This window comes from Streptomyces sp. NPDC040405 (genome assembly GCF_055595765.1).
Map to the genome: position 1 here is coordinate 92797 of NZ_JBVIVI010000006.1, position 22673 is coordinate 115469.

At 74.6% G+C, this 22673-nt stretch carries 15 protein-coding genes and 1 riboswitch; of the genes, 5 read left to right on the forward strand and 10 right to left on the reverse strand.

Going from position 1 to position 22673, the window contains the following annotated elements:
• Nucleotides 1-33 precede the first annotated feature (33 nt).
• Nucleotides 34-1266: a precorrin-6y C5,15-methyltransferase (decarboxylating) subunit CbiE gene (cbiE, locus tag ACZ59A_RS24785; RefSeq protein ID WP_470962088.1), complete on the forward strand. Its 1233-nt coding sequence runs from the start codon at nt 34-36 to the stop codon at nt 1264-1266.
• Nucleotides 1263-2003, forward strand: a complete 741-nt coding sequence (cobM, locus tag ACZ59A_RS24790) for a precorrin-4 C(11)-methyltransferase (RefSeq protein ID WP_470962092.1) — start codon at nt 1263-1265, stop codon at nt 2001-2003. Before cbiE ends, cobM begins: the two co-directional genes overlap by 4 nt.
• Before the next feature lie 625 nt (nt 2004-2628).
• Here the strand turns inward: cobM and ACZ59A_RS24795 are convergent.
• A complete protein-coding gene (locus tag ACZ59A_RS24795) occupies nt 2629-3771 on the reverse strand; it encodes a cobalt-precorrin-5B (C(1))-methyltransferase (protein WP_470962095.1) in 1143 nt (380 codons plus the stop codon).
• A 53-nt stretch (nt 3772-3824) separates the two neighbouring features.
• On the opposite strand from ACZ59A_RS24795, the gene ACZ59A_RS24800 reads away from it, so the two are divergent.
• The gene (locus tag ACZ59A_RS24800; protein ID WP_470962098.1) at nt 3825-4601 is read left to right on the forward strand and encodes a cobalt-precorrin-6A reductase; all 777 of its coding nucleotides are present in this window, start codon (nt 3825-3827) and stop codon (nt 4599-4601) included.
• On the opposite strand, the gene ACZ59A_RS24805 is transcribed toward ACZ59A_RS24800, so the two are convergent.
• The 3 genes from ACZ59A_RS24805 to cobG are packed head-to-tail and all read right to left on the reverse strand — an operon-like array spanning nt 4586 to nt 8189.
• Nucleotides 4586-6142 carry a precorrin-2 C(20)-methyltransferase gene (locus ACZ59A_RS24805; protein WP_470962101.1) on the reverse strand — a complete coding sequence of 519 codons (1557 nt, stop codon included), beginning with the start codon at nt 6140-6142 and terminating at the stop codon, nt 4586-4588. The genes ACZ59A_RS24800 and ACZ59A_RS24805 overlap by 16 nt on opposite strands.
• The gene (locus tag ACZ59A_RS24810; protein ID WP_468044062.1) at nt 6139-6789 is read right to left on the reverse strand and encodes a precorrin-8X methylmutase; all 651 of its coding nucleotides are present in this window, start codon (nt 6787-6789) and stop codon (nt 6139-6141) included. Before ACZ59A_RS24810 ends, ACZ59A_RS24805 begins: the two co-directional genes overlap by 4 nt.
• Before the next feature lie 8 nt (nt 6790-6797).
• Nucleotides 6798-8189, reverse strand: coding sequence for a precorrin-3B synthase (gene cobG, locus ACZ59A_RS24815; protein ID WP_470962104.1), 1392 nt, complete (start codon nt 8187-8189; stop codon nt 6798-6800).
• Between the two features lie 60 nt (nt 8190-8249).
• A riboswitch (cobalamin riboswitch) is annotated at nt 8250-8398 on the forward strand.
• A 34-nt stretch (nt 8399-8432) separates the two neighbouring features.
• Here cobG and cobN point away from each other — a divergent pair.
• On the forward strand, nt 8433-12062 hold the full coding sequence (gene cobN, locus ACZ59A_RS24820; protein ID WP_470962107.1) for a cobaltochelatase subunit CobN: 3630 nt from the start codon (nt 8433-8435) through the stop codon (nt 12060-12062).
• Nucleotides 12063-12150: 88 nt separating this feature from the next.
• Here the strand turns inward: cobN and ACZ59A_RS24825 are convergent, their stop codons facing one another.
• The gene (locus tag ACZ59A_RS24825) at nt 12151-12393 is read right to left on the reverse strand and encodes a hypothetical protein (protein ID WP_470962109.1); all 243 of its coding nucleotides are present in this window, start codon (nt 12391-12393) and stop codon (nt 12151-12153) included.
• Nucleotides 12394-12681: 288 nt separating this feature from the next.
• Between ACZ59A_RS24825 and ACZ59A_RS24830 the strand changes: the two genes are divergently transcribed.
• Nucleotides 12682-13710: a cation diffusion facilitator family transporter gene (locus tag ACZ59A_RS24830; RefSeq protein ID WP_470962112.1), complete on the forward strand. Its 1029-nt coding sequence runs from the start codon at nt 12682-12684 to the stop codon at nt 13708-13710.
• Between the two features lie 72 nt (nt 13711-13782).
• On the opposite strand, the gene gntA is transcribed toward ACZ59A_RS24830, so the two are convergent.
• The 5 genes from gntA to ACZ59A_RS24855 all read right to left on the reverse strand — a co-directional run bounded on the left by gntA (nt 13783) and on the right by ACZ59A_RS24855 (nt 22622).
• Nucleotides 13783-14613 (reverse strand): guanitoxin biosynthesis heme-dependent pre-guanitoxin N-hydroxylase GntA, encoded by an 831-nt coding sequence (gene gntA, locus ACZ59A_RS24835; protein ID WP_470962115.1) that lies wholly within the window; start codon nt 14611-14613, stop codon nt 13783-13785.
• 220 nt (nt 14614-14833) lie between these two features.
• On the reverse strand, nt 14834-14962 hold the full coding sequence (locus tag ACZ59A_RS24840; RefSeq protein ID WP_470962118.1) for a hypothetical protein: 129 nt from the start codon (nt 14960-14962) through the stop codon (nt 14834-14836).
• 191 nt (nt 14963-15153) lie between these two features.
• Entirely contained in the window at nt 15154-19770 is a 4617-nt protein-coding gene (locus tag ACZ59A_RS24845) for a cation-translocating P-type ATPase (RefSeq protein ID WP_470962122.1), read from the reverse strand.
• Nucleotides 19771-20009: 239 nt separating this feature from the next.
• Nucleotides 20010-21455 carry a lipase maturation factor family protein gene (locus ACZ59A_RS24850; protein ID WP_470962125.1) on the reverse strand — a complete coding sequence of 482 codons (1446 nt, stop codon included), beginning with the start codon at nt 21453-21455 and terminating at the stop codon, nt 20010-20012.
• Between the two features lie 114 nt (nt 21456-21569).
• The gene (locus tag ACZ59A_RS24855; protein WP_470962127.1) at nt 21570-22622 is read right to left on the reverse strand and encodes a LacI family DNA-binding transcriptional regulator; all 1053 of its coding nucleotides are present in this window, start codon (nt 22620-22622) and stop codon (nt 21570-21572) included.
• Nucleotides 22623-22673: the final 51 nt, after the last annotated feature.

Here is a 22673-nt window from a genome sequence, read left to right on the forward strand (position 1 = left end):
CCTGACCCGCTTGTCGAACCACGAGGTACCCCTGTGAGCCCGCCACCCACCCCCCTGACTGTCGTCGGCATCGGCGCCGACGGATGGGACGGGCTCGCCCCGGCCGGTCGCGAGGAGCTGCGCACGGCCGAGGTCGTCATCGGCGGACCGCGCCAACTCGACCTGCTGCCACCGGAATGCGCCGCCGAGCGGGTGCCGTGGCCGTCGCCGCTGCGCCCCGCCGTCCCCGGGCTGCTCGCCGCGCACGCCGGGCGCCACGTCTGCGTACTGGCCAGCGGCGACCCCATGTTCTACGGCATCGGCCGCACCCTCACCGAGCTGCTGGGCCCCGACGCGCTGCGGGTGCTGCCGCATCCGTCGTCCGCCTCCTACGCCTGCGCGCGGCTCGGCTGGGCGCTGGAGGACACCGAGGTGATCAGCCTCGTCGGCCGCCCCCTCGCCGCCCTCGCCCGCGCCCTGTACCCGGGCCGCCGACTGCTCGTCCTCAGCGCCGGTGCCGGGACCCCGGCCGAGGTCGCCGGGCTGCTGCGGGACCGCGGCTTCGGCCCGACCCGGATGCGGGTCCTGGAACAGCTGGGCGGCGCGCGGGAACACGCCGCCGAGGGCACCGCCGAGGCGTGGCCCCACCCGCCCGGCGACCCCCTCAACGTCATCGCCCTCGACTGCGCCCCGGACGCGGACACCCCGCGCCTGGCCGCCGTACCCGGGCTGCCGGACGACGCGTACGAACACGACGGCCAGCTGACCAAGCGCCACATCCGCGCCGCCACCCTCGCTGCCCTCGCCCCCGCCCCGGGCGAACTGCTGTGGGACGTCGGCGGCGGCTCCGGCTCCATCGCCGTGGAATGGATGCGCGCGCACCCCGCCTGCCGCGCGGTCTCCATCGAACGCGATCCGGTACGCGCGACACGCATCACCCGCAACGCCACCGCCCTCGGCGTCCCCGCCCTGCGCGTCGTCACCGGCGCCGCCCCGGCCGCCCTCGACGGCCTGCCCGCCCCCGACGCCATCTTCGTCGGCGGCGGCGCCACCACCCCCGGCCTCCTGGAAGCCTGCTGGGCCGCCCTGCCCCCGGGCGGCCGTCTGGTGGTCAACACTGTGACCCTCGAATCCGAAGCCCTGCTCACCACCTGGTACACCCGCCACGGCGGCGACCTCAGCCGCCTCGCCGTCTCCCGCGCCACCCCCGTGGGCGGCTTCACGGGATGGCGCCAGGCGATGCCGGTCACCCAGTGGTCCACCACCAAACGCGGAGAAACACGATGACGGTGTACTTCATCGGCGCGGGCCCCGGCGCCGCCGATCTCATCACCCTGCGCGGCGCGCGGACCCTCGCCCGCTGCCAGGTGTGCCTCTACGCGGGCAGCCTCGTCCCGCGCGAACTGCTCGCCGAATGCCCGCCGGACGCCCGGCTCGTCGACACCGCCGGGCTCGACCTCGACCAGATCACCGCCGAGTTCACCGCCGCCCACGAGGCGGGCCGGGACGTGGCCCGCCTCCACTCCGGCGATCCGTCGGTCTTCAGCGCCGTCGCCGAGCAGATGCGGCGCCTGGACGCGGCCGGGATCCCGTACGAGGTCGTCCCCGGTGTCCCCGCCTTCGCCGCCGCCGCCGCGGCCCTGGGCCGGGAGCTGACCGTGCCGACCGTCGGCCAGACCGTCATCCTCACCCGCATCGCCCAGCAGGCCACCCCCATGCCGGACGGCGAGGACCTCGCCACCCTCGGCCGCAGCCGCGCCCTGCTCGTCCTGCACCTCGCCGCCCGCTACGTGGACCGGGTCGTCGACGAACTCCTCCCGCACTACGGCCCCGACTGCCCCGCCGCCGTGGTCGCCATGGCCAGCCGCCCCGACGAACTGGTCCTGCGCGGCACCCTGGCGGACATGGCGGACCGGGTGAAGGCCGCCGGTGTGGTACGTACGGCCGTCATCATGGTGGGCCGCACCCTGGCCGCCGAACAGTTCCGAGACAGCCACCTCTACTCCCCCTCCCGCCCCCGCTGAGCCCCCGCACGCAGCACCGTGTGGTGCGCCGCACCCGGTGCCGAGCAGGCGCCCCGCGCCGCGCGTGGCCCCGGTGCTGCCGCGTGGCGGCCTACGCAGCGCGCTGCGCGCGGGGTGGGCGGTCTCGGGTTGGGTGCGCCCCTCGCGTGGGGCGCTGTGCCCCGTGCCGGGTAGGCGCGGCGCGTCCCGGCGGGCGCCGCGCCGTACCGGCTGCCGGTCGGGACCGTGTGCGGCCTCGATGCCACGCTGTGGCGGACGTGCACCGCGTCGCCTGCCGGTCGGACACCGCGCCCCGCGCCGCGCACCGAGTGGGCGCTCGTCCCGGCGGGCGCTGCGCCGTACCGGTTGCGGGTCGGGGGCCGTGTGCGGCCCGGGGGCTGGTGCCGCGTGGTGGCGTACGCCCTGGGCTCGTCGGTCGGGCGCCGCGCGGGTGCCCACGCTGTGGCGGACGCGCACCGCGTTCGCCTGCCGGTCGGGCACCGCGCCCCGCGCCTCGCATCGCGCGCCGGGTTGGGTGCGCCCCGCGTCCCGGCGGGCGTCGCGCCGTACCGGCTGCCGGTCGGGGGCGTGTGCGGGCCCGGGGCTGGGGCCGGGTGGTGGCGTGACGCAGCCCAGAGCGGGTGGGTCAGGCGTCGCGTGGGCCGCGGGGGGCGGCGCGGCCTACGATCTTGCCCGCGCGGTCTATGCAGATCACGTCGACCGCGACCGGGGCGCCGCGCAGGACGCCGAGGGCCGTGTCGCGGGCCGCCGAGGCGACCAGGTCGCCCAGGGGGACGCCTTGGGCCGCGCACAGCTGCATCGTTTCCAGGCCGGTGTTGGCAGACGCGACCGCTGCCGCCAGGTGCTCGTCCGCGCCGCCGCGGCGGGCCAGGTCGGCGAGGTAGGTCTTGTCGACCTGGGAGCGGGACGAGTGCAGGTCCAGATGGCCCGCGGCGAGCTTGGAGAGCTTGGCGAAGCCGCCCGCGACGGTCAGCCGGTCCACCGGGTGGCGGCGCAGATACTTGAGCACGGCGCCCGCGAAGTCACCCATGTCCAGCAGGGCGTCCTCCGGCAGCTCGTGCACGGCCACCGCCACCTTCTCGGAGGTCGACCCCGTACATCCCGCCACGTGCCGCCGCCCCGCCGCCCGGGCCACGTCCACCCCGCGCCGGATGCTGTCGATCCAGGCCGAGCAGGAGTACGGCACCACGATGCCGGTCGTCCCGAGGATGGACAGCCCGCCGAGGATGCCCAGCCGGGGGTTCCACGTGCTGCGGGCGATCTCCTCGCCGTGGTCGACCGCGATCTCGATCTCGACGTCACCGCTGCCGCCGTGGCGGGCGGCGACCGCGGCGATGTGGTCGCTCATCATCTGGCGCGGCACGGGGTTGATGGCCGGTTCGCCCACCGCGAGCGGCAGCCCCGGCCGGGTGACGGTGCCGACGCCCGGCCCCGCCCGGAACACCACGCCGCCGCCCGGCGGCAGGGCCCGTACGGTCGCCCGTACCAGCGCGCCGTGCGTCACGTCGGGATCGTCCCCGGCGTCCTTCACGACCGCGGCCATGGCCCGGTCCGCTCCCAGCTCCTCGGCCGCCAGCGCGAACGCGGGCCGCTGGCCCTTCGGCAGCGCGATGGTCACGGGGTCGGGGAAGTCGCCGCTGAGCAGCGCGGTGTACGCGGCCGTGGTCGCGGCGGTCGCACACGCCCCGGTGGTCCACCCGTGCCGCAGCCCCGTCCGCTCCAGCTGTGCCCCGCGGCCCCCGCTCGCCGTGGCCTCCGCCTCAGCCATGGGCCACGCACCGCGCATACGATGACGGGCGCACGGACGACGAAAGGCACCCGATGAACAGCGCACCGGTGCGCCATGTGCTCATCCTGGGCGGCACCACCGAGGCCCGCCGCCTCGCCGCCGAGCTGGACGGCGATCCCGCCCTGCGCGTCACCAGTTCCCTCGCGGGCCGGGTCGCCGAACCGCGACTGCCCGCCGGGCAGGTGCGGATCGGCGGGTTCGGGGGCCCCGAGGGCATGGCCCGCTGGCTCCGCGAGCACCAGGTGGACGCGCTCATCGACGCCACCCATCCTTTCGCCGACACGATCAGTCACAACGCGGCCCGTGCGGCCGCCGACGTCCATGTTCCCCTGCTCGCCCTGCGCCGCCCCGGCTGGGTGGCGGGCCCGGGCGACCGCTGGCACCCGGCGGCCTCACTGGAGGAGGCCGCGCGGCTGCTGCCGGACCTGGGGGAGCGGGTCTTCCTCACCACCGGCCGCATGGGACTGGCCGCCTTCGCCCACCTCACCGCACCCTATTTCCTGGTCCGCTCGGTCGACGCCCCGCAGCCGCCGCTGCCGCCCCGCATGGAGGTGATCCTCGACCGCGGCCCGTTCACCCTCGAAGGCGAAACGGCCCTGCTACTGCGCCACCGCATCGACGTCCTGGTCACCAAGGACAGCGGCGCCGGTGCCACGGCCCCCAAGCTGACCGCGGCCCGCGACGCCGGAATCCCGGTGGTCGTCGTCCAGCGCCCGCCCGCCCCGGAGGGCGTCCCGGCGGTACCTGCCCCCGCCGACGCCGTCGCCTGGCTTCGTACGGTCCTGACCCGAGATCACACCTCGGGGTAGCGGCGGGGGGTCCAGACGATCTCGGTGCCGTCGCCGCGGCGGGTGGTCCGGGTCTGGGAGGAGCCGACCAGGAGGATCGTGCGCATGTCCACCTCGGCCGGGTCGAGGTCGGCCAGGCGGACGATGCGGACGCTCTCCTCGGGACCGCCGATGTCGCGGCCCAGGACGACCGGGGTGTCCGGCGCGCGGTGTTCGAGGAGGAGTTCTCGGGCCTTGCCGACCTGCCAGATCCGGCTGCGGGAGCCGGGGTTGTAGAGGGCCAGGACCAGATCGGCGGCGGCCGCGGCGGCCAGGCGCCCGGCGATGACCTCCCAGGGCTTGAGCCGGTCGGACAGCGAGACGACGGCGTAGTCGTGGCCGAGCGGCGCGCCCGCGCGGGCAGCCGCAGCGTGGGCCGCGGTCATGCCGGGCAGCACGCGCACCGGGACGTCGCGGTACGGGTCCTCGGACGCCGCCTCCAGAACGGCGGTGGCCATGGCGAACACGCCGGGGTCGCCCGAGGAGACGACGGCGACACGCCGACCGCGCCGGGCGAGGTCGAGGGCGAATTCCGCGCGTTCGGCCTCGACCTTGTTGTCGGACGGGTGGCGCCGCTGCCCGGGGCGTACGGGAACCCGGTCCAGGTAGGTGGTGTAGCCGACCAGATCCTCGGCGGAGGCCAGCTCGCCGCGCGCCTCGGGGGTGAGCCACAGCGGACCGGCGGGGCCGAGGCCCACCACCACGACCTCGCCCGGCCGCCCGGACGCGGCGACATCCGGGGCGGCGTCCGGGGCGTCCGGTGCGGCCGGAGTGCCGATACGGCTCGGCAGCACCGCCACCGAGAAGTACGGCACCGACGACGGGTCGACCTCGCCCAGCGGCCCGGAGCGCTCCGCGCTCATCGTGGCGCGCTCCACGTACCGCGCGTCGGCGAGCCGCCCCGAACGCTCCAGGGCGCGCCGTACGGTCGGGAAGGTGCGGCCGAGCTTCATGACCGCCGCCGCGTCGGTCGTCGCGAGGCGCGCCGTCAGCTCCTCCTCGGGCAGCGTGCCCGGGAGGACCGTCAGCACCTCCTCGCCCTCCACCAGCGGCGCGCCGAGCCGGGCGGCCGCCGCGCTCACCGAGGTGACGCCGGGGATTACCTCGGTGGGGTAGCGGTCGGCGAGCCGCTTGTGCATGTGCATGTACGAGCCGTAGAAGAGCGGATCGCCCTCGGCCAGCACCGCGACCGTGCGCCCCGCGTCCAGATGCGCGGCGAGCCGTGCCGCCGCCTCCGTGTAGAACTCCTCCATCGCGCCCCGGTAGCCGCCCGGATGGTCGGTGCCCTCCGTGGTGACCGGGTAGACCAGCCGCTCCTCGATGTGGTCGGGCCGCAGATGCCGCTCGGCGATGGAACGGGCGATGCTGCGGCCGTGCCGGGCGCTGTGGTACGCGACCACATCGGCCCCGGCGATGACCTCCACCGCCCGTACCGTCATCAGGGACGGGTCACCGGGGCCGAGGCCCACGCCGTACAGCCGGGCCTTCGTCGCGGGCGTCGCCCCTCGCTGCTGCTCGCTCACTCTTCCTCGCTCGCTATCGCGTTGATCGCGGCCGCCGCGATGGCGCTGCCGCCGCGTCGGCCGCGCACCACCAGATGGTGGGGCGCCGCCGGATGTCCGGCCAGCGCCTCCTTGGACTCGGCGGCGCCGATGAACCCGACCGGTACGCCGATGACGGCGGCCGGGCGCGGCGCGTCCTCTCCGCCCTCTTCGAGCATCTCCAGCAGCCGGAACAGCGCGGTGGGCGCGTTGCCAACCGCCACGACCGCGCCGTCCAGCCGGTCCCGCCACAGCTCCAGCGCGGCGGCGCTGCGCGTCGTCCCCATGCGCCGCGCCAACTCCGGTACGGCGGGGTCGGACAGCGTGCACACCACGTCGTTGTCCGCGGGCAGCCGCTTGCGGGTGACGCCGCTGGCGACCATCTGGGCGTCGCAGAGCACGGGCGCCCCGGCGCGCAGCGCCCGACGGGCCCGCGCGACCACCTCGGGCGTGTACGCGAGGTCCTTGACCAGGTCGACCATGCCGCACGCGTGGATCATCCGCACCACGACCTGGCTGACGTCGGCGGGGAGTCCGCCCAGGTCCGCCTCGGCGCGGATGGTGGCAAAGGAGGCGCGGTAGATGGCCGCCCCGTCCTTCTCGTAGTCGAACACTGTGTCCTCGATCATGTCGTTGATCATGCCGTTTCGCGGGCCGCCGCCACGGCGTCGGCCAATTGCTCCGCTGCCACGTCCGTCACGCCGCCGCCGGTCACGCCGTCCGGCTCCCGCGCGTCGCGTACGGTGAGCCGGTAGTCCGTACCGGAGGTGGCCAGCGCGTCCACCCAGCGGCCGCCGGGGTGGCCGCAGCGCCGCTCGCAGCCGGAGAAGTACACCGGCGGCGCGTCGGGGGAACGGGGAGCGTCCGTTGCCGCGCCCGCCACCGCGTGCGCCGCGTGGGCGCGCACATCGGCCAGGGACTTGGCGCAGCCCGGCCGTCCCGTGCACGCGCCGATCCCGGCCCACGGGGAGTCCGGATCGGTCACCAGCCCTGCGTCCGCCACCTCCCGCGACGCCTCCCGCGCGCCGTCCGCGGTGAACCCCGGGAGCACCACGCCGCGCCAGGGTGTCACACGCAACTCAGCCGACCCGCCCCGGGAGGCGAGCCCGGCGAGCAGCCGCCACTGCGCCGCGCCGACCCGGCCCAGGGGGACGAGGACGGACACGGCGTGGCGCCCGTCCGGCCCGGACACGATGCCCGGTGCGGGCGGCGCGCCGCCCGGGCTCTCATGTCCGATACGTACGGCTTCGACACCCTCGTCCGCGAGTCGCGCCGCCAAGCCGTCGGCGGTCACGGCGTGTTGCGCGGGCAATTCGCGCACCCGCCACGCCCGCGTACCGCTCGCCCGGGCCCTGGCCAGGAACTCCACGGCGGCCAGCGCGGCGGCGCGCGACGCGTCCCGCGCCCGCACCTCCAGCCCGTGCCCGGACCCGGGCTCCGGTCCCGACGGGTCGGATCCCACCCGCAGCACGGCTCCGCCGTCCCGCGTTGCGATCAATGTCACATCCGCGCCCAACGCGGCCACATCGCCCCGGCCGTCGTCCATCGCGAACAGGAAACGGCCTGACAAGCCGGACAACTCATCCCATGTCCCGGCGCACAGCGCGGCGTCCAACTCCCGTGCCCACGCCGTGACATCGCCGCGTCCGGCGCCGTCGAGGCCGCTCAGCGGGGACGCCACGATGTTGCGCACCCGGTCGTGGAGGTCGGAGGGGAGCAGTCCGGCGGCCCGCAGCCGGGCCGCCAGCTCGCCGCCGCACGCCGCGTCCAGGCCGCGGATCTGGAGATTGCCCCGCGAGGTGAGGTCCAGCCGGCCGTCTCCCAGCTCCTCGCTCGCCCGCGCCAGCGCCTGCGCCTGACCGGCCGTCAGCGTGCCGCCCGGTATCCGGACCCGCGCCAGGGAGCCGTCGTCCGCGGGGTGCAGCCGCAGCGCGCCGGGGCAGGCGTCATCGCGTCCGCGAGCCCGCCGCGAGGGCGCTTCGGGGGGCGCTTCATTCGCAGGTGGGACGATTGCCGGAGGGATGGACATGGCGGCGAGCATACCGACGTCCGGTCGGCCCTCACCGTCCCATGCCAGGTCAGCAACGCCTACTATGCTCAGGCGGCGGGCCGTCTGGCCCGCTGGACGCTTAAGACGGCGTCAAGGGGAGGAAACCGGTGCGAATCCGGTGCGGTCCCGCCACTGTGAGCACGGCAGCCCGCCGTGCGAGCCAGGAACTCCTGCCGTCTTCCAACCCGCCCGGGGCGCGGACCCCGAGGAAGGCGCCGAGCCATGATCCTGCTGCTGTCGACCTCCGACACCGACCTGCTCAGTGCGCGCGCGGCCACAGGCCCGGTGCCGTACCGCCTCGCCAACCCGGCGCGGCTCCCGCTCGACGATCTGCCCGGCCTCCTCGACGGTGTCGAACTCGTCGTCGTGCGGCTGCTCGGTGGCATCCGCGCCTGGGAGGAGGGCCTCGAAACCCTGCTCGCGGGCGACCTGCCCGTCGTCGTGCTCACCGGTGAACAGGCCCCTGACGCCCAGCTCATGGAGGCGTCCACGGTCCCCGTGGGGATCGCGGCCGAGGCGCACGCCTACCTCGCGCACGGCGGCCCCGCCAACCTGGACCAGCTGGCCCGGTTCCTCTCCGACACCGTGCTGCTCACCGGCCATGGCTTCGAACCGCCCGCCCCCGCCCCCACCTGGGGGCCGCTGGAGCGCACCGCGCGCGAGGACGTCACCGGCCCGGTGATCGCCGTGCTCTACTACCGGGCCCACCACATGAGCGGCAACACCGCCTTCGTGGAGGCGCTGTGCCAGGCCGTCGAGGACGCCGGGGGACGCCCGCTGCCGCTGTTCGTCGCCTCCCTCCGGGCCCCCGAGCCCGAGCTGGTCGAGGCCCTCGGCGCGGCGGACGCCGTCGTCACCACCGTGCTCGCCGCGGGCGGCACCCGCCCCGCCGAGGCGTCGGCGGGCGGCGACGACGAGTCGTGGGACGCGGGCGCGCTCGCCTCGCTCGACGTCCCCGTGCTCCAGGCGCTGTGCCTGACCTCGTCGCGCGGCGCGTGGCAGGAGAACGACGAGGGTCTGTCGCCGCTGGACGCCGCGACCCAGGTCGCCGTCCCGGAGTTCGACGGACGGCTGATCACCGTGCCGTTCTCCTTCAAGGAGGTCGACGAGGACGGCCTGCCGGTCTACGCCGCCGACCCCGAGCGCGCCGCGCGTGTCGCCGGAATCGCGGTACGACACGCCCGGCTCCGGCACATACCGGCGGCCGACAAGCGCCTCGCGCTCGTCCTGTCCGCGTACCCCACCAAGCACTCCCGGATCGGCAACGCGGTCGGCCTCGACACCCCCGCCAGCGCCGTCGCCCTGCTGCGCCGACTGCGCGCCGAAGGGTACGACTTCGGCCCCGAGGAGGGCGCCGAGGCGGTCCCGGGCCTGGCCTCCGGCGTCGGCGACGAACTGATCTACGCCCTCATCGAGGCGGGCGGCCACGACCAGGACTGGCTCACCGAGGAGCAGCTGGCCAAGAACCCGGTCCGCGTCCCCGCCGCCGACTACCGCCGCTGGTACGCCACTCTGCCGCGGGAGCTGCGCGAGTCGGTCGAGGAGCACTGGGGCCCGCCGCCCGGCGAGATGTTCGTGGACACCAGCCGCGACCCCGAGGGCGAGATCGTCCTCGCCGCGCTGCGCCACGGCAACCTGCTGGTCGTCATCCAGCCGCCGCGCGGCTTCGGCGAGAACCCCATCGCCATCTACCACGACCCCGATCTGCCGCCCTCGCACCACTACCTGGCCGCCTACCGCTGGATGGCGAGCCCCCAGGCCGACGGCGGCTTCGGCGCCGACGCCATGGTGCACCTGGGCAAGCACGGCAACCTGGAGTGGCTGCCGGGCAAGAACGCGGGCCTGTCCGCCGCCTGCGGCCCCGACGCCGCGCTCGGCGACCTGCCGCTGATCTACCCCTTCCTGGTCAACGACCCCGGCGAGGGCACCCAGGCCAAGCGCCGCGTCCACGCCACCCTGGTCGACCACCTCGTACCGCCGATGGCGCGCGCCGACTCCTACGGCGACATCGCCCGGCTGGAACAGCTGCTGGACGAGTACGCCGCCATCTCCGCGATGGACCCGGCCAAGCTCCCCGCCATCCGCGCCCAGATCTGGACCCTGATCCAGGCCGCCCGGCTCGACCACGACCTCGGCCTGGAGGAGCGGCCCGACGACGAGGGCTTCGACGACTTCCTGCTGCACGTCGACGGCTGGCTGTGCGAGGTCAAGGACGCCCAGATCCGTGACGGTCTGCATGTCCTCGGCGGCGCGCCCACCGGCCCCGAGCGGGTCAACCTCGTGCTGGCCATCCTGCGCGCCCGCCAGATCTGGGGCGGTACGTCGGCGCTCCCCGGGCTGCGCGAGGCGCTGGGCCTGGACGAGTCGGCCGCCACCCGCACCACCGCGGACGAGGCCGAGGAGCGCGCCCGCGCCCTCGTACAGGCGATGGAGGACGCGGACTGGGCGCCGGAGGCCGCCGAGAAGGCCGCCCTGGACCTGCCCGAGGCCCAGCGGACTGCCGTCACCGCGATTCTCGACTTCGCCGCCCGCGAGGTGGTGCCGCGCCTCGCCGCCACGACCGACGAGATCGACCACGCCGTCCACGCCCTGAGCGGCGGCTTCGTGCCCGCAGGGCCGTCCGGATCGCCGCTGCGCGGACTGGTCAACGTCCTGCCGACCGGCCGTAACTTCTACTCCGTCGACCCCAAGGCCGTGCCCAGCCGACTGGCCTGGGAGACCGGCCAGGCGCTGGCCGACTCGCTGCTGGAGCGCTACCGCGCCGACAACGACGGCCAGTACCCGCGGTCGGTCGGCCTGTCGCTGTGGGGGACGAGCGCCATGCGCACCTCCGGCGACGACGTGGCCGAGGCGCTGGCGCTGATGGGCATCCGCCCGGTGTGGGACGACGCGTCGCGGCGCGTGACGGGGCTCGAACCCGTGCCCGCCGACCAGCTGGGCCGCCCGCGCGTCGATGTCACCCTGCGCATCAGCGGCTTCTTCCGCGACGCCTTCCCGCATGTCGTCGGGCTGCTGGACGACGCCGTACGGCTCGCCGCGTCCCTGGACGAGGCCGACGACGTCAACTACGTACGCGCCCACACCCGGGCCGACCTCGCCGAGCACGGCGACGAGCGCCGCGCCACCACCCGCATCTTCGGCTCCCGCCCGGGGACGTACGGCGCGGGGCTGCTGCAGCTCATCGACAGCCGCGACTGGCGCACCGACGCCGACCTCGCCGAGGTCTACACGGTGTGGGGCGGCTACGCGTACGGCCGCGGTCTGGAGGGCCGACCGGCGCGCGAGGAGATGGAGAGTGCGTACCGCAGGATCGCGGTCGCCGCGAAGAACACCGACACGCGCGAGCACGACATCGCCGACTCGGACGACTACTTCCAGTACCACGGCGGCATGGTCGCCACCGTGCGCGCGCTGAAGGGCACCGCCCCGGCCGCGTACATCGGCGACTCCACCCGCCCCGAGACGGTGCGCACCCGCACCCTGCACGAGGAGACCTCGCGGGTCTTCCGGGCCCGGGTGGTCAACCCGCGCTGGATCGAGGCGATGCGCCGCCACGGCTACAAGGGCGCCTTCGAGCTGGCCGCCACCGTCGACTACCTCTTCGGGTACGACGCCACCACGGGCGTGGTCGCCGACTGGATGTACGACAAGCTGGCCCAGACCTATCTGCTCGACCCGGAGAACCGCGCGTTCCTGGAGGAGGCCAACCCCTGGGCGCTGCACGGCATGGCCGAGCGGCTGCTGGAGGCCGAGAGCCGCGGCCTGTGGGAAGAGCCGGACCCGCAGGTGCTGGAGCGGGTCCGGGAGCTGTTCCTGGAGACGGAGGGCGGCCTCGAGGGCGGGGACGACTGAGCGCGTCCCCGTAAGGTCCCCTGACGTAGCGGTCCCTGAAGCAGCGGCCCTGAAGCAGGGTCCCTGAAGGAGTGGAACGGGCGGTGGCTCAGCCGGAGGACGGCCGGGCCGCCGCCCGGATCCGGTCCGGCCAGGGCGGACAGTTGACCAGTTCGGTCCACTCGCGGTCGTAAGCCCCGGGCACCGCCCGCCCCGCGGACGACCAGCGCTCGACCAGATCCGCGTAGATCGGTACGCAGCTCGACTGGTGAAGCGTCTGGTGAACCGTTCCGCCGCCTTCGGTGCTCCGGTCCAGCGCTCTGCTCGGCTGCGAGAGAGAACGGCGTCGCATCGTCGTCGTCATGTTCGGCCAACGCGCCGCGCCCCGCGGAGTCACCTCCTTCGCGCCGACCTCACCCGCATCGGCGTGGCCTCGCACACATCAGCGACCCGTGGGCGCCCGCCCGGGTGACGTCCAAGCGGCCCCGTGCGCTGCGTAATTTCCCGGCGTGACAATGAAAAGCGTTGCCGAATTCATGAGGCAATGCCACCTGATAACCGTGTCCATTGCAGCCTTTGGAGAATTCTCCGAAGTGCTGTTCAATTGCCGCTGTCCACAAAGCGATCCGAGGAGGAGCGGGTGGGAGCCCATACGCACGGACATGGCGGCGGACACGGTGAGGGCCATGGCGGGCACGCGCACGGTGTGGCGGAGAACGCCGACCGCCGGTGGCTGTCCATCGCTCTCGCGCTGATCACCGGTTTTATGCTGGTGGAGGTCGTGATCGGGGTGATCGCGCGTTCGGTGGCGCTGCTTTCCGACGCGGCCCATATGCTCACCGACGCCGCCTCGATCGTCCTCGCGCTCATCGCGATCCGGCTTTCGGCCCGGCCCGCCCGCGGCGGCTACACCTATGGGCTCAAGCGGTCGGAAATCCTTTCCGCGCAGGCCAATGGGCTTTCCCTGCTGCTGCTCGGCGCATACCTCGGCTACGAGTCGGTGGAGCGGCTGATCGACCCGCCCGAAGTGACCGGTGGTCTGGTGCTGACCGTCGCGCTCGCCGGGATCGTGGTGAACATCGCGGCGGCCTGGTGCATGTCGAAGGCGAACCGCTCCTCGCTGAATATCGAAGGCGCCTTCCAGCATGTGCTGAACGACCTCTACGCCTTCATCGCCACCGCCATCGCCGGACTGGTCGTGGTGACCACCGGCTTCGCCCGGGCCGACGCGATCGCCGGTCTCGTCGTGGTCGCCCTCATGATCAAGGCGGGGGTGGGGCTGCTGCGGGCCTCCGGGCGCGTCCTGCTGGAGGCGGCGCCCGCCGGGGTCGAGCCCGACGAGATCGGGAGCCTGCTGGCCGCCCACGCCGAGGTGGCCGAGGTGCACGATCTGCACGTCTGGCAGATCACCTCGGGCGAGGTCTCCCTGTCCGCCCATGTGCTGGTCGCGCAGGAGGGCGACTGCCACGCGGTGCGGGAGGGGCTGGAGGAGGTGCTGCGCGAGAAGTACGGCATCACCCACACCACGCTCCAGGTGGACCACCTCGACACCCTGACGCCCGAGCCGAGGGCGGACGGGGACGAGCACCGGCGCGCGGACGAACCGCTCGTCGAGCACTGCCTGACCGCCCACGGCCCGGTCCACCGGGCGGCGGCGCGCGACCACTGACGCGCGCGCCGGGGCCCGGTGGCGGCGTTCCGCACCCGGGCCCCAGCGGTGTTCCCTTGGGTCCGCGGAGCCTCAGCCCGCGGTGCCGGTGACGGCCGCGGCCGCCCCCGAGACGGTCAGCTCCCGGTCCGCCACATGGTCCAGCTCGGCCACGCGTTCCAGCTCGGCAACGTGCTCCAGCTCGGCCGCGCGTTCCCGCTCCGCCACCCGCTCCAGCTCGGCCTGCCGGGTGTCCTCCCGGGCGGCGAAGGGGCACTGCCAGTCGGCGGGCTTGGGGCGGCCCGAGTACCTGCGGGTCTCGGACAGCTCCTCGTACTCGTACAGGTTGGGGTTGATGTCCCCCTGCAGCTGGATGTCCTGCTTGCGGATCTTCTCCGCGAGCCGGTCCCACATCCCGGCGCCCTTGATCTGGTCGAACTGCTCATGGGAGTTGAAGGCCAGCATCGGGAAGGGCGGCCTGCGGCCGTACCGGCGGTGGGTCTCATGCAGGCCGATCACGAAGAACGGATGGCCGGCCACGCTGAACGCGAACTCCGGGGACTGCGGATCGGACGAATAGCCCTCCGCCCAGTGATGGAAATCCGCGTCCTGCTCATGGAGCAGTTGCAGCTGCTGCCAGAGGAGCTCTTCGAACCGCAGCTCATCGACCCCGCGCGGTTGCTCGAAGGTCGCGATGAAACTCGTGAACGTCCGGGCGCTCCAATCCGCCGAACTCACGAACTCCGCGAGATCGAGCGCCAGCAGCCGGGCGGAATCCTCGCCCCCCAGCAGGTCATAGTGGCGGTGAGTGATGCCTCCCCGGCGCCAGGCGGAACGCCCCGCCAGGCACGCGAACCGTTCCCCGAGGATGAACTCCTCGACTTCACCACGCGCATCCACCGTCATGGCCAGCCTTTCTTCCACCTACGTGCCTCCTCGCAGGGGTCATCTCCTTCACGCAACCGAAAGCGCCCACCCCTCACCGGCGGTACCCGGAAGGACCGAGTCCGCAGGAGGACGGGGAAGGTCACTTGGTGATTGTGACGGGCCGAGGCCGATCAACGAAATTCGTGGCGAGCTTCGTGCCGAAGAAATCGCCCACGACGGGATGTTCGTTGCGAACAGTCGCCGGATAAGGGTCGTATCAGGCGGCGGCCGGGGCGGTCGACGGCTGGAACACGACGGTCAGAAGCGACTTCGCGAGCTGTGCGAGCAGCGCTTCCACGGCCATACGGGCCAGCTTGGTCAGGACGGTCGTCAGGATCTCGGCCATGGGTTACCTCACTGGTCGGAGCAGATACGGAAGCGAGACATCCGCTTCCATCTCGGAGCCTGGCCCGGGCGGGGAAGCAGGTCGCGCACGCCGGGTAAAAATCGGGTGAATTGCCGACAAGCGTCCGGTGAGGCCCCTGCTGGCCCCGCCGGACAGGGCCTGGACCGGACAGGGCCCAGGCCGGGCAGGGCCTAGATCGCGCAGGGTACCCGCCGGGAGAAGAGCAGCCGCGGAGCGGCGGCGGCGACCAGGGTCGCACCGGTCGAGCACCCGCCCACCACCGCCCAGGCCACCGGCCCCAGCGGCGTACAGCCGAAGAAGTGGCTGACCACCGGCGTCTCGATGACGGCGAACAGGACGGCCGCCGACGCCACGCCGGTGACCAGCACCAGCGGGCTGTGCCAGTCGGTGATGAACGTCTGGCCCAGCTGGGTGCCGACCAGCGCAGCGAGCCCCATGGTGCTCGCCCGCCGGTCCCGGCCCGTCATCCGCCCGCACGTCCACGCCGCCATGGCGCCCAGCGCGGTGGCGGTGCCGCGCACGGTCAGGATCCGGCCCAGGTCGGAGCCGAGCAGCGCGGGGGAGGGGCCGCTTGCGAGGGGATCCTCCCCGGCCGTGTCCTCCCGGGCCCGGGCCAGGGCGACCGCGAGCGCGGGCAGCATGTCGGTGAGCAGATTGACCAGCAGCAGCTGACGGGTGCCGAGCGGCGCCTGGCCCGCCACCGCCGCGCCCAGCACGGTGAACGCGACCTCGCCCGCGTTGCCGCCGACCAGGATCGCCACCGCGTCCCGCACACTGCGCCACAGCGCCCGGCCCTCCCGCAGCGCGTCGAGGATCCGGGTGGGGTCCGGGTCGGTGAGGACCAGATCCGCCGCGGCCCGGGCCGAGCTGGAGCCATGGGCCGAGAGTCCGATGCCCACGTCCGCGAGGCGGATCGCGGCCGCGTCGTTGACCCCGTCCCCGGTCATGGCCACCACCCGCCCGGCCTGCCGCAGCGCCTGGACGATGCGGACCTTGTGCTCGGGGGAGACCCGGGCGAAGACGGTCGTCCGGGAGATCCGCTCGACCCGCTCCTTCTCGGGCAGGGTGTCCAGCTCGGCGCCGGTGAGCACCGGGGCGGAGTCGGGGATGCCCAGCTCGCGGGCGATGGCGGCGGCCGTGGTCGGATGGTCGCCGGTGATCATGGCGATGCTCACCCCGGCGTCGGTGAGCCGCTTGACGGTCTCCGCGGCGCCCGGCCGGGTGGTGTCGGCGATGGCGATGAAGCCGAGCAGGGTCAGCCCCCGGGACAGCTCGGCCAGCGTGACCCCCGGCGCGTCGGGCGCCTCGGCCGTATCCGGCAGGGCCTCGGCCACCGCCAGGACCCGCAGCCCGTCGGAGGCGAGCGAGTACAGCAGGCGCTCGGTGGAGCGCAGCCGCTCGGGCGTCAGCGGTACGGTGCCGCCCGCCGCCACCGGGCCCAGGGCGGAGGTGCACCGGGCGAGCACGATCTCGGGCGCCCCCTTGACGGCGAGTCGCGGCTGCCCGGACTCCGTGCCCAGACACGCCGAGAACCCGCGGCTGGCCTCGAAGAGCAGCTCGGACACCGGCCGCCAGGCGTCGTCCCCGTCGCAGTGCGCGGCCGCCGCGTCGACCACGGCCTGGTCGGTGGCGTGGGTGAGCGCCCGGCCGCCCTCGGAACCGGGACAGGCCCGGGCCGCGGTGCGCAGCAGCCGGCGGCCCAGGGGGCTGCCGTTCGGCAGGTCGTGGTCGTACGCCGCCACCCGGGACACCGACAGTCGCCCCTCGGTCAGCGTGCCGGTCTTGTCGAAGCACACCGTGTCCACCCGGCCCAGTGCCTCCAGCACCCGCGGCGAACGGGTCAGCACCCCGCGGTGCGACAGCCTGCGCGCCGCGGCGGACTGCGCCACGGTGGCCACCAGCGGCAGCCCCTCGGGCACGGCGGCCACCGCGACCGCCACCCCGGTGGCCAGCGCCTCGCGCACCGGCGTGCCGTGCAGCAGTCCCAGCAGGGTGACGGCGGCGCCGCCGAGCCCGGTGGCGGGCAGCGCGACCTTGGTCAGCGCGGCGAGCCGGCCCTCGATGCCGAGGGGAGCGGTGGGGCGCCCGGCCAGGGCGGCGGCGCGTCCCGCCTCGGTCTGCGACCCGGCGGCCACGACCACCGCGTAGCCGGTCCCGGCCAGCACGGTGCACCCCTGGTAGAGCATGCAGGAGCGCTCCGCCAGATCGGCGCCGGGCGTGGCGGCGGGGTCCTTGGCGACCGGTCCCGACTCGCCGGTCAGCCCGGCCTCGTCCAGCTCCATCCGGTCGCTCACCAGCAGCCGGGCGTCGGCCGGTACGACGTCCGAGGGGCGCAGCGCGATGATGTCGCCGACCGTCAGCTCCTCGGCGGGCACGGTCCGGGCCGGGGCCGAGGTCAGCCCGGTGAAGAACGCCTCGCGGTCCACCGCCATCCCGTCCGCCAGGGACATCGCGGGCGACCAGTCGGCCAGCCGGGCGTGCCGCTGCTCGCTCAGCAGCAGGCCGCGCAGCGAGCGGTCGGCCCGCAGCCGCTGCGCACCGCTGATCACCGCGTTGCCCGCCATGACCCCGGCGACCAGGAGGGAGTCCACCCCGGATCCCACCGCCGCGGACGCCGCGGCGCCCAGCGCCAGTACGGGGGTGAGCGGGTCGCGCAGCTCCTCGCGCACCGCGCCGACCAGCGCCGCGGTGTCCCGGGTGAGCGCGCCGACAGGGGTGGCGGCGGCACCCGCGGCCCCGGCCCGTACGACCATCCCCGCGGCCCTGCGCACCGGGCGCAGCCCGGCCGCCCAGACCGGGCGTGTCGCCGCCTCGGCCTCCTTGCCGTGCGACACGCCGGAGTCCGACGGCTCGGCCCGGTGCTCCTGGAACGCGCGGGTCACGCTCAGCGTCTCCCGCGCCCCCAGCGTGTGCCAGTTGCCGCGGACCCGCTCCTCGGGCAGCGGGCGGCGGTGCACCCGGCGCGCCGCGAGGATCCCCCCGAGCATGGCCAGGAAGGCCGCGCTGTACACCGGGGAGGTGGCGAACCCGACCGCCGTGGGCCGGGTGCCCGCGGCTGCGATGAGCGCGCCGAGCGCGGAGCCGCCCATCGACAGCCGGGCCGACCGGTGGCTGACCCCGCGCGCGTCCTCCAGCGCCTGCAGCACGCGCCACGCCGGGGCGAGCCCGGGACCGCAGAGCAGATCCGCCGACCAGCACACCCGCGCCCCGCCGCGCCGTAGGACGCCGATGCCGAGGTCGGCCGCGCCCAGCGCCTCGTCGTCCTCGGCGCTGAGCAGCAGCACGCCGTGGCCGTCGGTCTGCAGCCGCCGGACCTGGCCGGGCAGCGGCGTGTCGCGGGCGAGCAGCTCGTCCGCCCAGGGGGCGATCTCCTCCGCGCTCGCGTGCTCGGTGAGCACCAGACGGTCCGCGCCGGAGCGGGCGGCGGCCACCACGGCGTCGGCCAGCGGGTCGAGTTCGCAGCCGACGCGGACCCGCGCCTGCCGTCGGCCCCGCGGGTCGCACAGGTCCACGGTCATCGCCGCCGGGCTCGACGGGTGTGCCGCGGGGACGTCGTCCGGCCGTTCCAGCCGCCAGGAGCCGCGGGTCCAGGGGCCCTGGCCGGAGAGTTCGGGCAGCGAGCGGCGGTCCAGAACGGACTGCGCGGCGCTCCAGGCCCCGGCCTCGTCCAGGTCGCCGACGGTGGCCACCGACAGCAGCCGCGGGCGGTGGGTGCACAGCACCCCCGAGTCGATCAGGACCACCGAGACCCGGTCCAGCAGCCGCAGCGCGGCGCCGTCCATGGGCACCACGCCGTCGCGGGCCAGGGCGCCGCCCAGCCGGGCGGCGAACGCCTCCCGGCCCATGGCGGCGGCTCTCGGCACGGTGGCGAGGATCGCCTCCGCGGCCCGCGCCGGGTCCCGCGTCCAGGCCAGCAGCCCGCCCGCGCCCGTCAGGGACGCCAGCGAGGTGCGGTCGACACAGGTCTCGACCGGCCCGGCGGGCAGCGGCGCCGGGCGCGGGGCGGCGGGATGCGAGCGCGGCGGCAGCCCGTCGGAGCCGGGCACCAGGCCGGGTTCGCGGCGCTGCCATACGGCCTGGCGGCCGCGGAACTCGGCGAGTTGCAGCAGGCGTTGCGCCGCGTCCAGCGCCAGCGGGACCTCGCCGCTGGTCAGCGCGTGCACCACCGCGTTCGACACGCCGATCAGCAGTGCGGTGTGGGCGTGGCCGAGCCGGGACTCCAGCAGGCCGCGCACCCGCGGCTGGATCTCGGCCATCACCACCGGGATCCGCAGCGCGGGGGTGAGCGCGGGAAGCAGCGTCACCCGCCGGGCCGCGGCCGTCACCAGGCCCACGCAGTCCGCGACGAGGGCGGTGGCGGCCATTGTGACGGGGGCGGTGTCGTACGGCGGGTACGGGCCACCGGCGGGGAACGTGTCCTGGTCGCTCCCGTGCGCCTTCTCGATGTGCTCGATCACCTCGAGCACATCGTCGGCGTCGAGGTGGCCCTCGTCGTAGTCGACCAGCACCTGCCCCACGGCCGCGTTCACCTCGGCCCAGTTGACGCCGCGCAGGCGGCGCAGCGCGGCCGTCAGCTGCCCGGCCAGCCGGTCGTGCGCCTCCCCGTGCCCGGTGAGCCCGCGCACCTCCACATGCGCCCGGCCCGCCCGGGCCCACACCCTGCGGCGGGTGCGTCGGTCACCGGTGTCCCGCAGGATCTCGGCGGCGTCCGCGAGGCGCACGCCCACCGCGCTGACAGTGCGGCCGGGCAGGTCGATGAGATCGGACAGCATCGCAAATGGCAGCACCGGCCGCGCTCCCTCGGTCGCCGAAAGCCCCAAACGACAGTATGTTTACCTAATTCCCCGGAAAGTTAACAAAAGGGGCGGCCAGAAGGAGCAAAAAGCGTATCGCGGGCGTGCTGGAGTGGCCGATCGCGGTGGGAGTCGGCCTCGGCTACGCCGTGCTGCGCAACCCTCCGCCGGGATCCGAGGAGCCGAACGCGAAGGGCGCGGCCGCGTAAGGCCGCTCACCCGCCGTAGTGCCGTCACCGGCCCGGCGGGGCCACCTCCTCCAGCCGGACCGGTGGCAGGAACTCGCCGATCAGGGTGCGATGCCACCACCCGCCACCGGCGCGCCGCTCCCGCCGGGTGGTGAAGCGGTAGAGGTACAGCCGGGCCCGGATGTGCGTGGGCGGCGCGTCCGGGAAGGGGCAGGCGCGCAGCAGCTTCAGCGTGGCCCGGTCGTTCACCAGCAGCTTTCCGACGAGCGGGGTGAACCACGACCCGGCGTACGCCGCGGAGATCCCGGCGAACCACATCATCCAGTCCAGCCGCAGGTGGTACGGCGCGAACTGACGCGGCATCCTGCGCACCTCGCCCGGCTTGCCCCGGAACTCGTACTCCTTCCACACGGTGTCCGGGGTGAGTACGGGTTCGTCGGTGCCCTCGATCACCACCTCCTGCCGACTGCGGTTGACGCTGCCGAAGGCCCCGTAGGTGTTGACCAGATGGAGCGGGTTGAAGGAGAAGTTCATCAGCTGACGGCCCGAGAGGAGATTGCGGGCGGGCCAGTAGCTGAGCACCACGACGAGGACGAAGGCCGCCGCCACCAGGACCGCGTACCAGACCGGGGGAGTGGCGAGCGCGGGCGGCGTCGGCAGCGGCAGCACCTCGGCGGCCGCCCGCCCGTCGACCGCGGAGAGGGCCAGCAGGATCGTCACCCAGTTCAGCCAGGAGAAGTTGCCGGAGGCCACCAGCCACAGCTGGGTCACCACGATGATGCCCGCGGCCGCGCTCGCGGCGGGCTGCGGGGTGAACAGGACCAGCGGGACGGCCAGCTGGGCCACATGGTTGGCCGCCGTCTCGACCCGGTGCAGCGGCTTCGGCAGATGGTGGAAGTACCAGCTCAGCGGACCCGGCATCGGCTGGGTCTCATGGTGGTAGTCCAGACAGGTCAGATCGCGCCAGCAGCGGTCCCCGCGGATCTTGATGAGCCCGGCGCCGAACTCCAGCCGGAACAGCAGCCAGCGCAGCAGCCACAGGACCAGGACGGGCGGCGCCGTCCGCTCGTTCCCCAGGAACACGGCCAGGAACCCGGCCTCCAGCAGCAGCGACTCCCAGCCGAACCCGTACCACACCTGCCCCACGTTGACGATCGACAGATACAGCACCCACAGCACCAGCCACGCCGCCATCGCAGCCCACAGCGGCACGTCGTCGGCGGCCCCCGCCAGCACCGCGGCGGCCAGCGCGGCGCCGAGCCAGGCCAGGGCGGTGAAGAAGCGGTCGGAGTAGTGCAGATGGAAGAGGCTGGGCGAACGGCGGAACGGCACCCGCGCGGTGAACCGGGGCACCGGGGTGAGCCCCCGTTCGCCGATCAGGGCGCGGCCCTGGGTGGCCGCCGTCAGGAAGGCGATCAGGTAGATCGCGGCCAGCCCCCGCTGGAAGACCAGTCGGCTCAGCCAGTAGCCGGATGAGGTGAACCACTCCATAAGGGCTGCTCCCTGGGCCTGTTGCCGCCGCGGCCTGCGGCTATCCGTACCACCTCCGGCGAGTGCCCGCAGCGCGGCGGGGCATTCGGGGCCCGGCGGGGCACCTGAACCGGTTCAGGTCCTCCGGCGCGGTGGCGGCGCCGTACTGGCGCGGGGGGTGAGGGCCGGGGTGGGGGCCTGGTGGGCGCGGGGCTCGGCCCGGTCCAGAACGTCGAACAGCCGCCGCGCCACCTGGGCCCCGAAGCCGAACACATCGTGGCTCATGGCCGACAGCGTCGGATGCGTCAATCGGCACAGCTGGGAGTCGTCCCACGCCAGCAGCGACACGTCGGCCGGGACCGCGAGACCCATCTCGGCCGCCACCGACAGCCCGGCCACGGCCATGATGTCGTTGTCGTAGATGATGGCCGTCGGCCGGTCGCCCGAGGCCAGCAGGGCGCGGGTGGCCCGCGCCCCCTCCTCGCCGGAGAAGTCCGTGGCCACCGTGCGCCCGGCCCCGAGCCCCAACTCGCCCAAGGTGGCCTCGAAGGCCGCCGTACGGACCGTGCTGTGGCCGAGCGCGGGCGCGCCGCCCACCCGGGCGATCCGGCGGTGGCCGAGGGCCGCCAGATAGCGCACCGCCTCGCCCACCGCGGTGGCGTCGTCCGTCCACACCGAGGCGAGCCCGCCCGCCAGGGACGGGTGTCCGGCGGCGACGGCGGGCAGCCCGAGCCGCCGCAGTGCGGGGACGCGCGGATCGCCGTCGCGCAGGTCGACCAGGATCGAGCCGCCCACCTGCCGCCCGCGCCACCACGCCTCCTGGACCGCGATCTCCTCCTCCACGTCCCGCACCAGCCGCAGCAGCAGTGAGCAGGACCGCTCGGCCAGCACGCTCTCGATGCCCGAGACGAACTCCATGAACCAGGGCTCGAGACCCAGCATCCGGGCCGGGCGGGCGATGGCCAGACCGACCGTGTCCACCCGGGAGCTGGACAGCGAGCGGGCGGAGAGATGGGGTGCCCAGCCCAGGTCGCGGGCGGCCGCGAAGATGCGGTCCCGGGTGGCAGGGGAGACGCCGGGCCGGTCGTTGAAGGCGAGGGAGACCGCGCCCTTGGAGACCCCCGCGCGCGCGGCCACGTCCCGTATGGTGACGCGCCGCGCCCGGTCCGCCCCGGCCTCGCCGTCCATAACCGCTCCCCCGTGTCCGGCCCGTGTGAACCGCCACACGATATCGCGGTG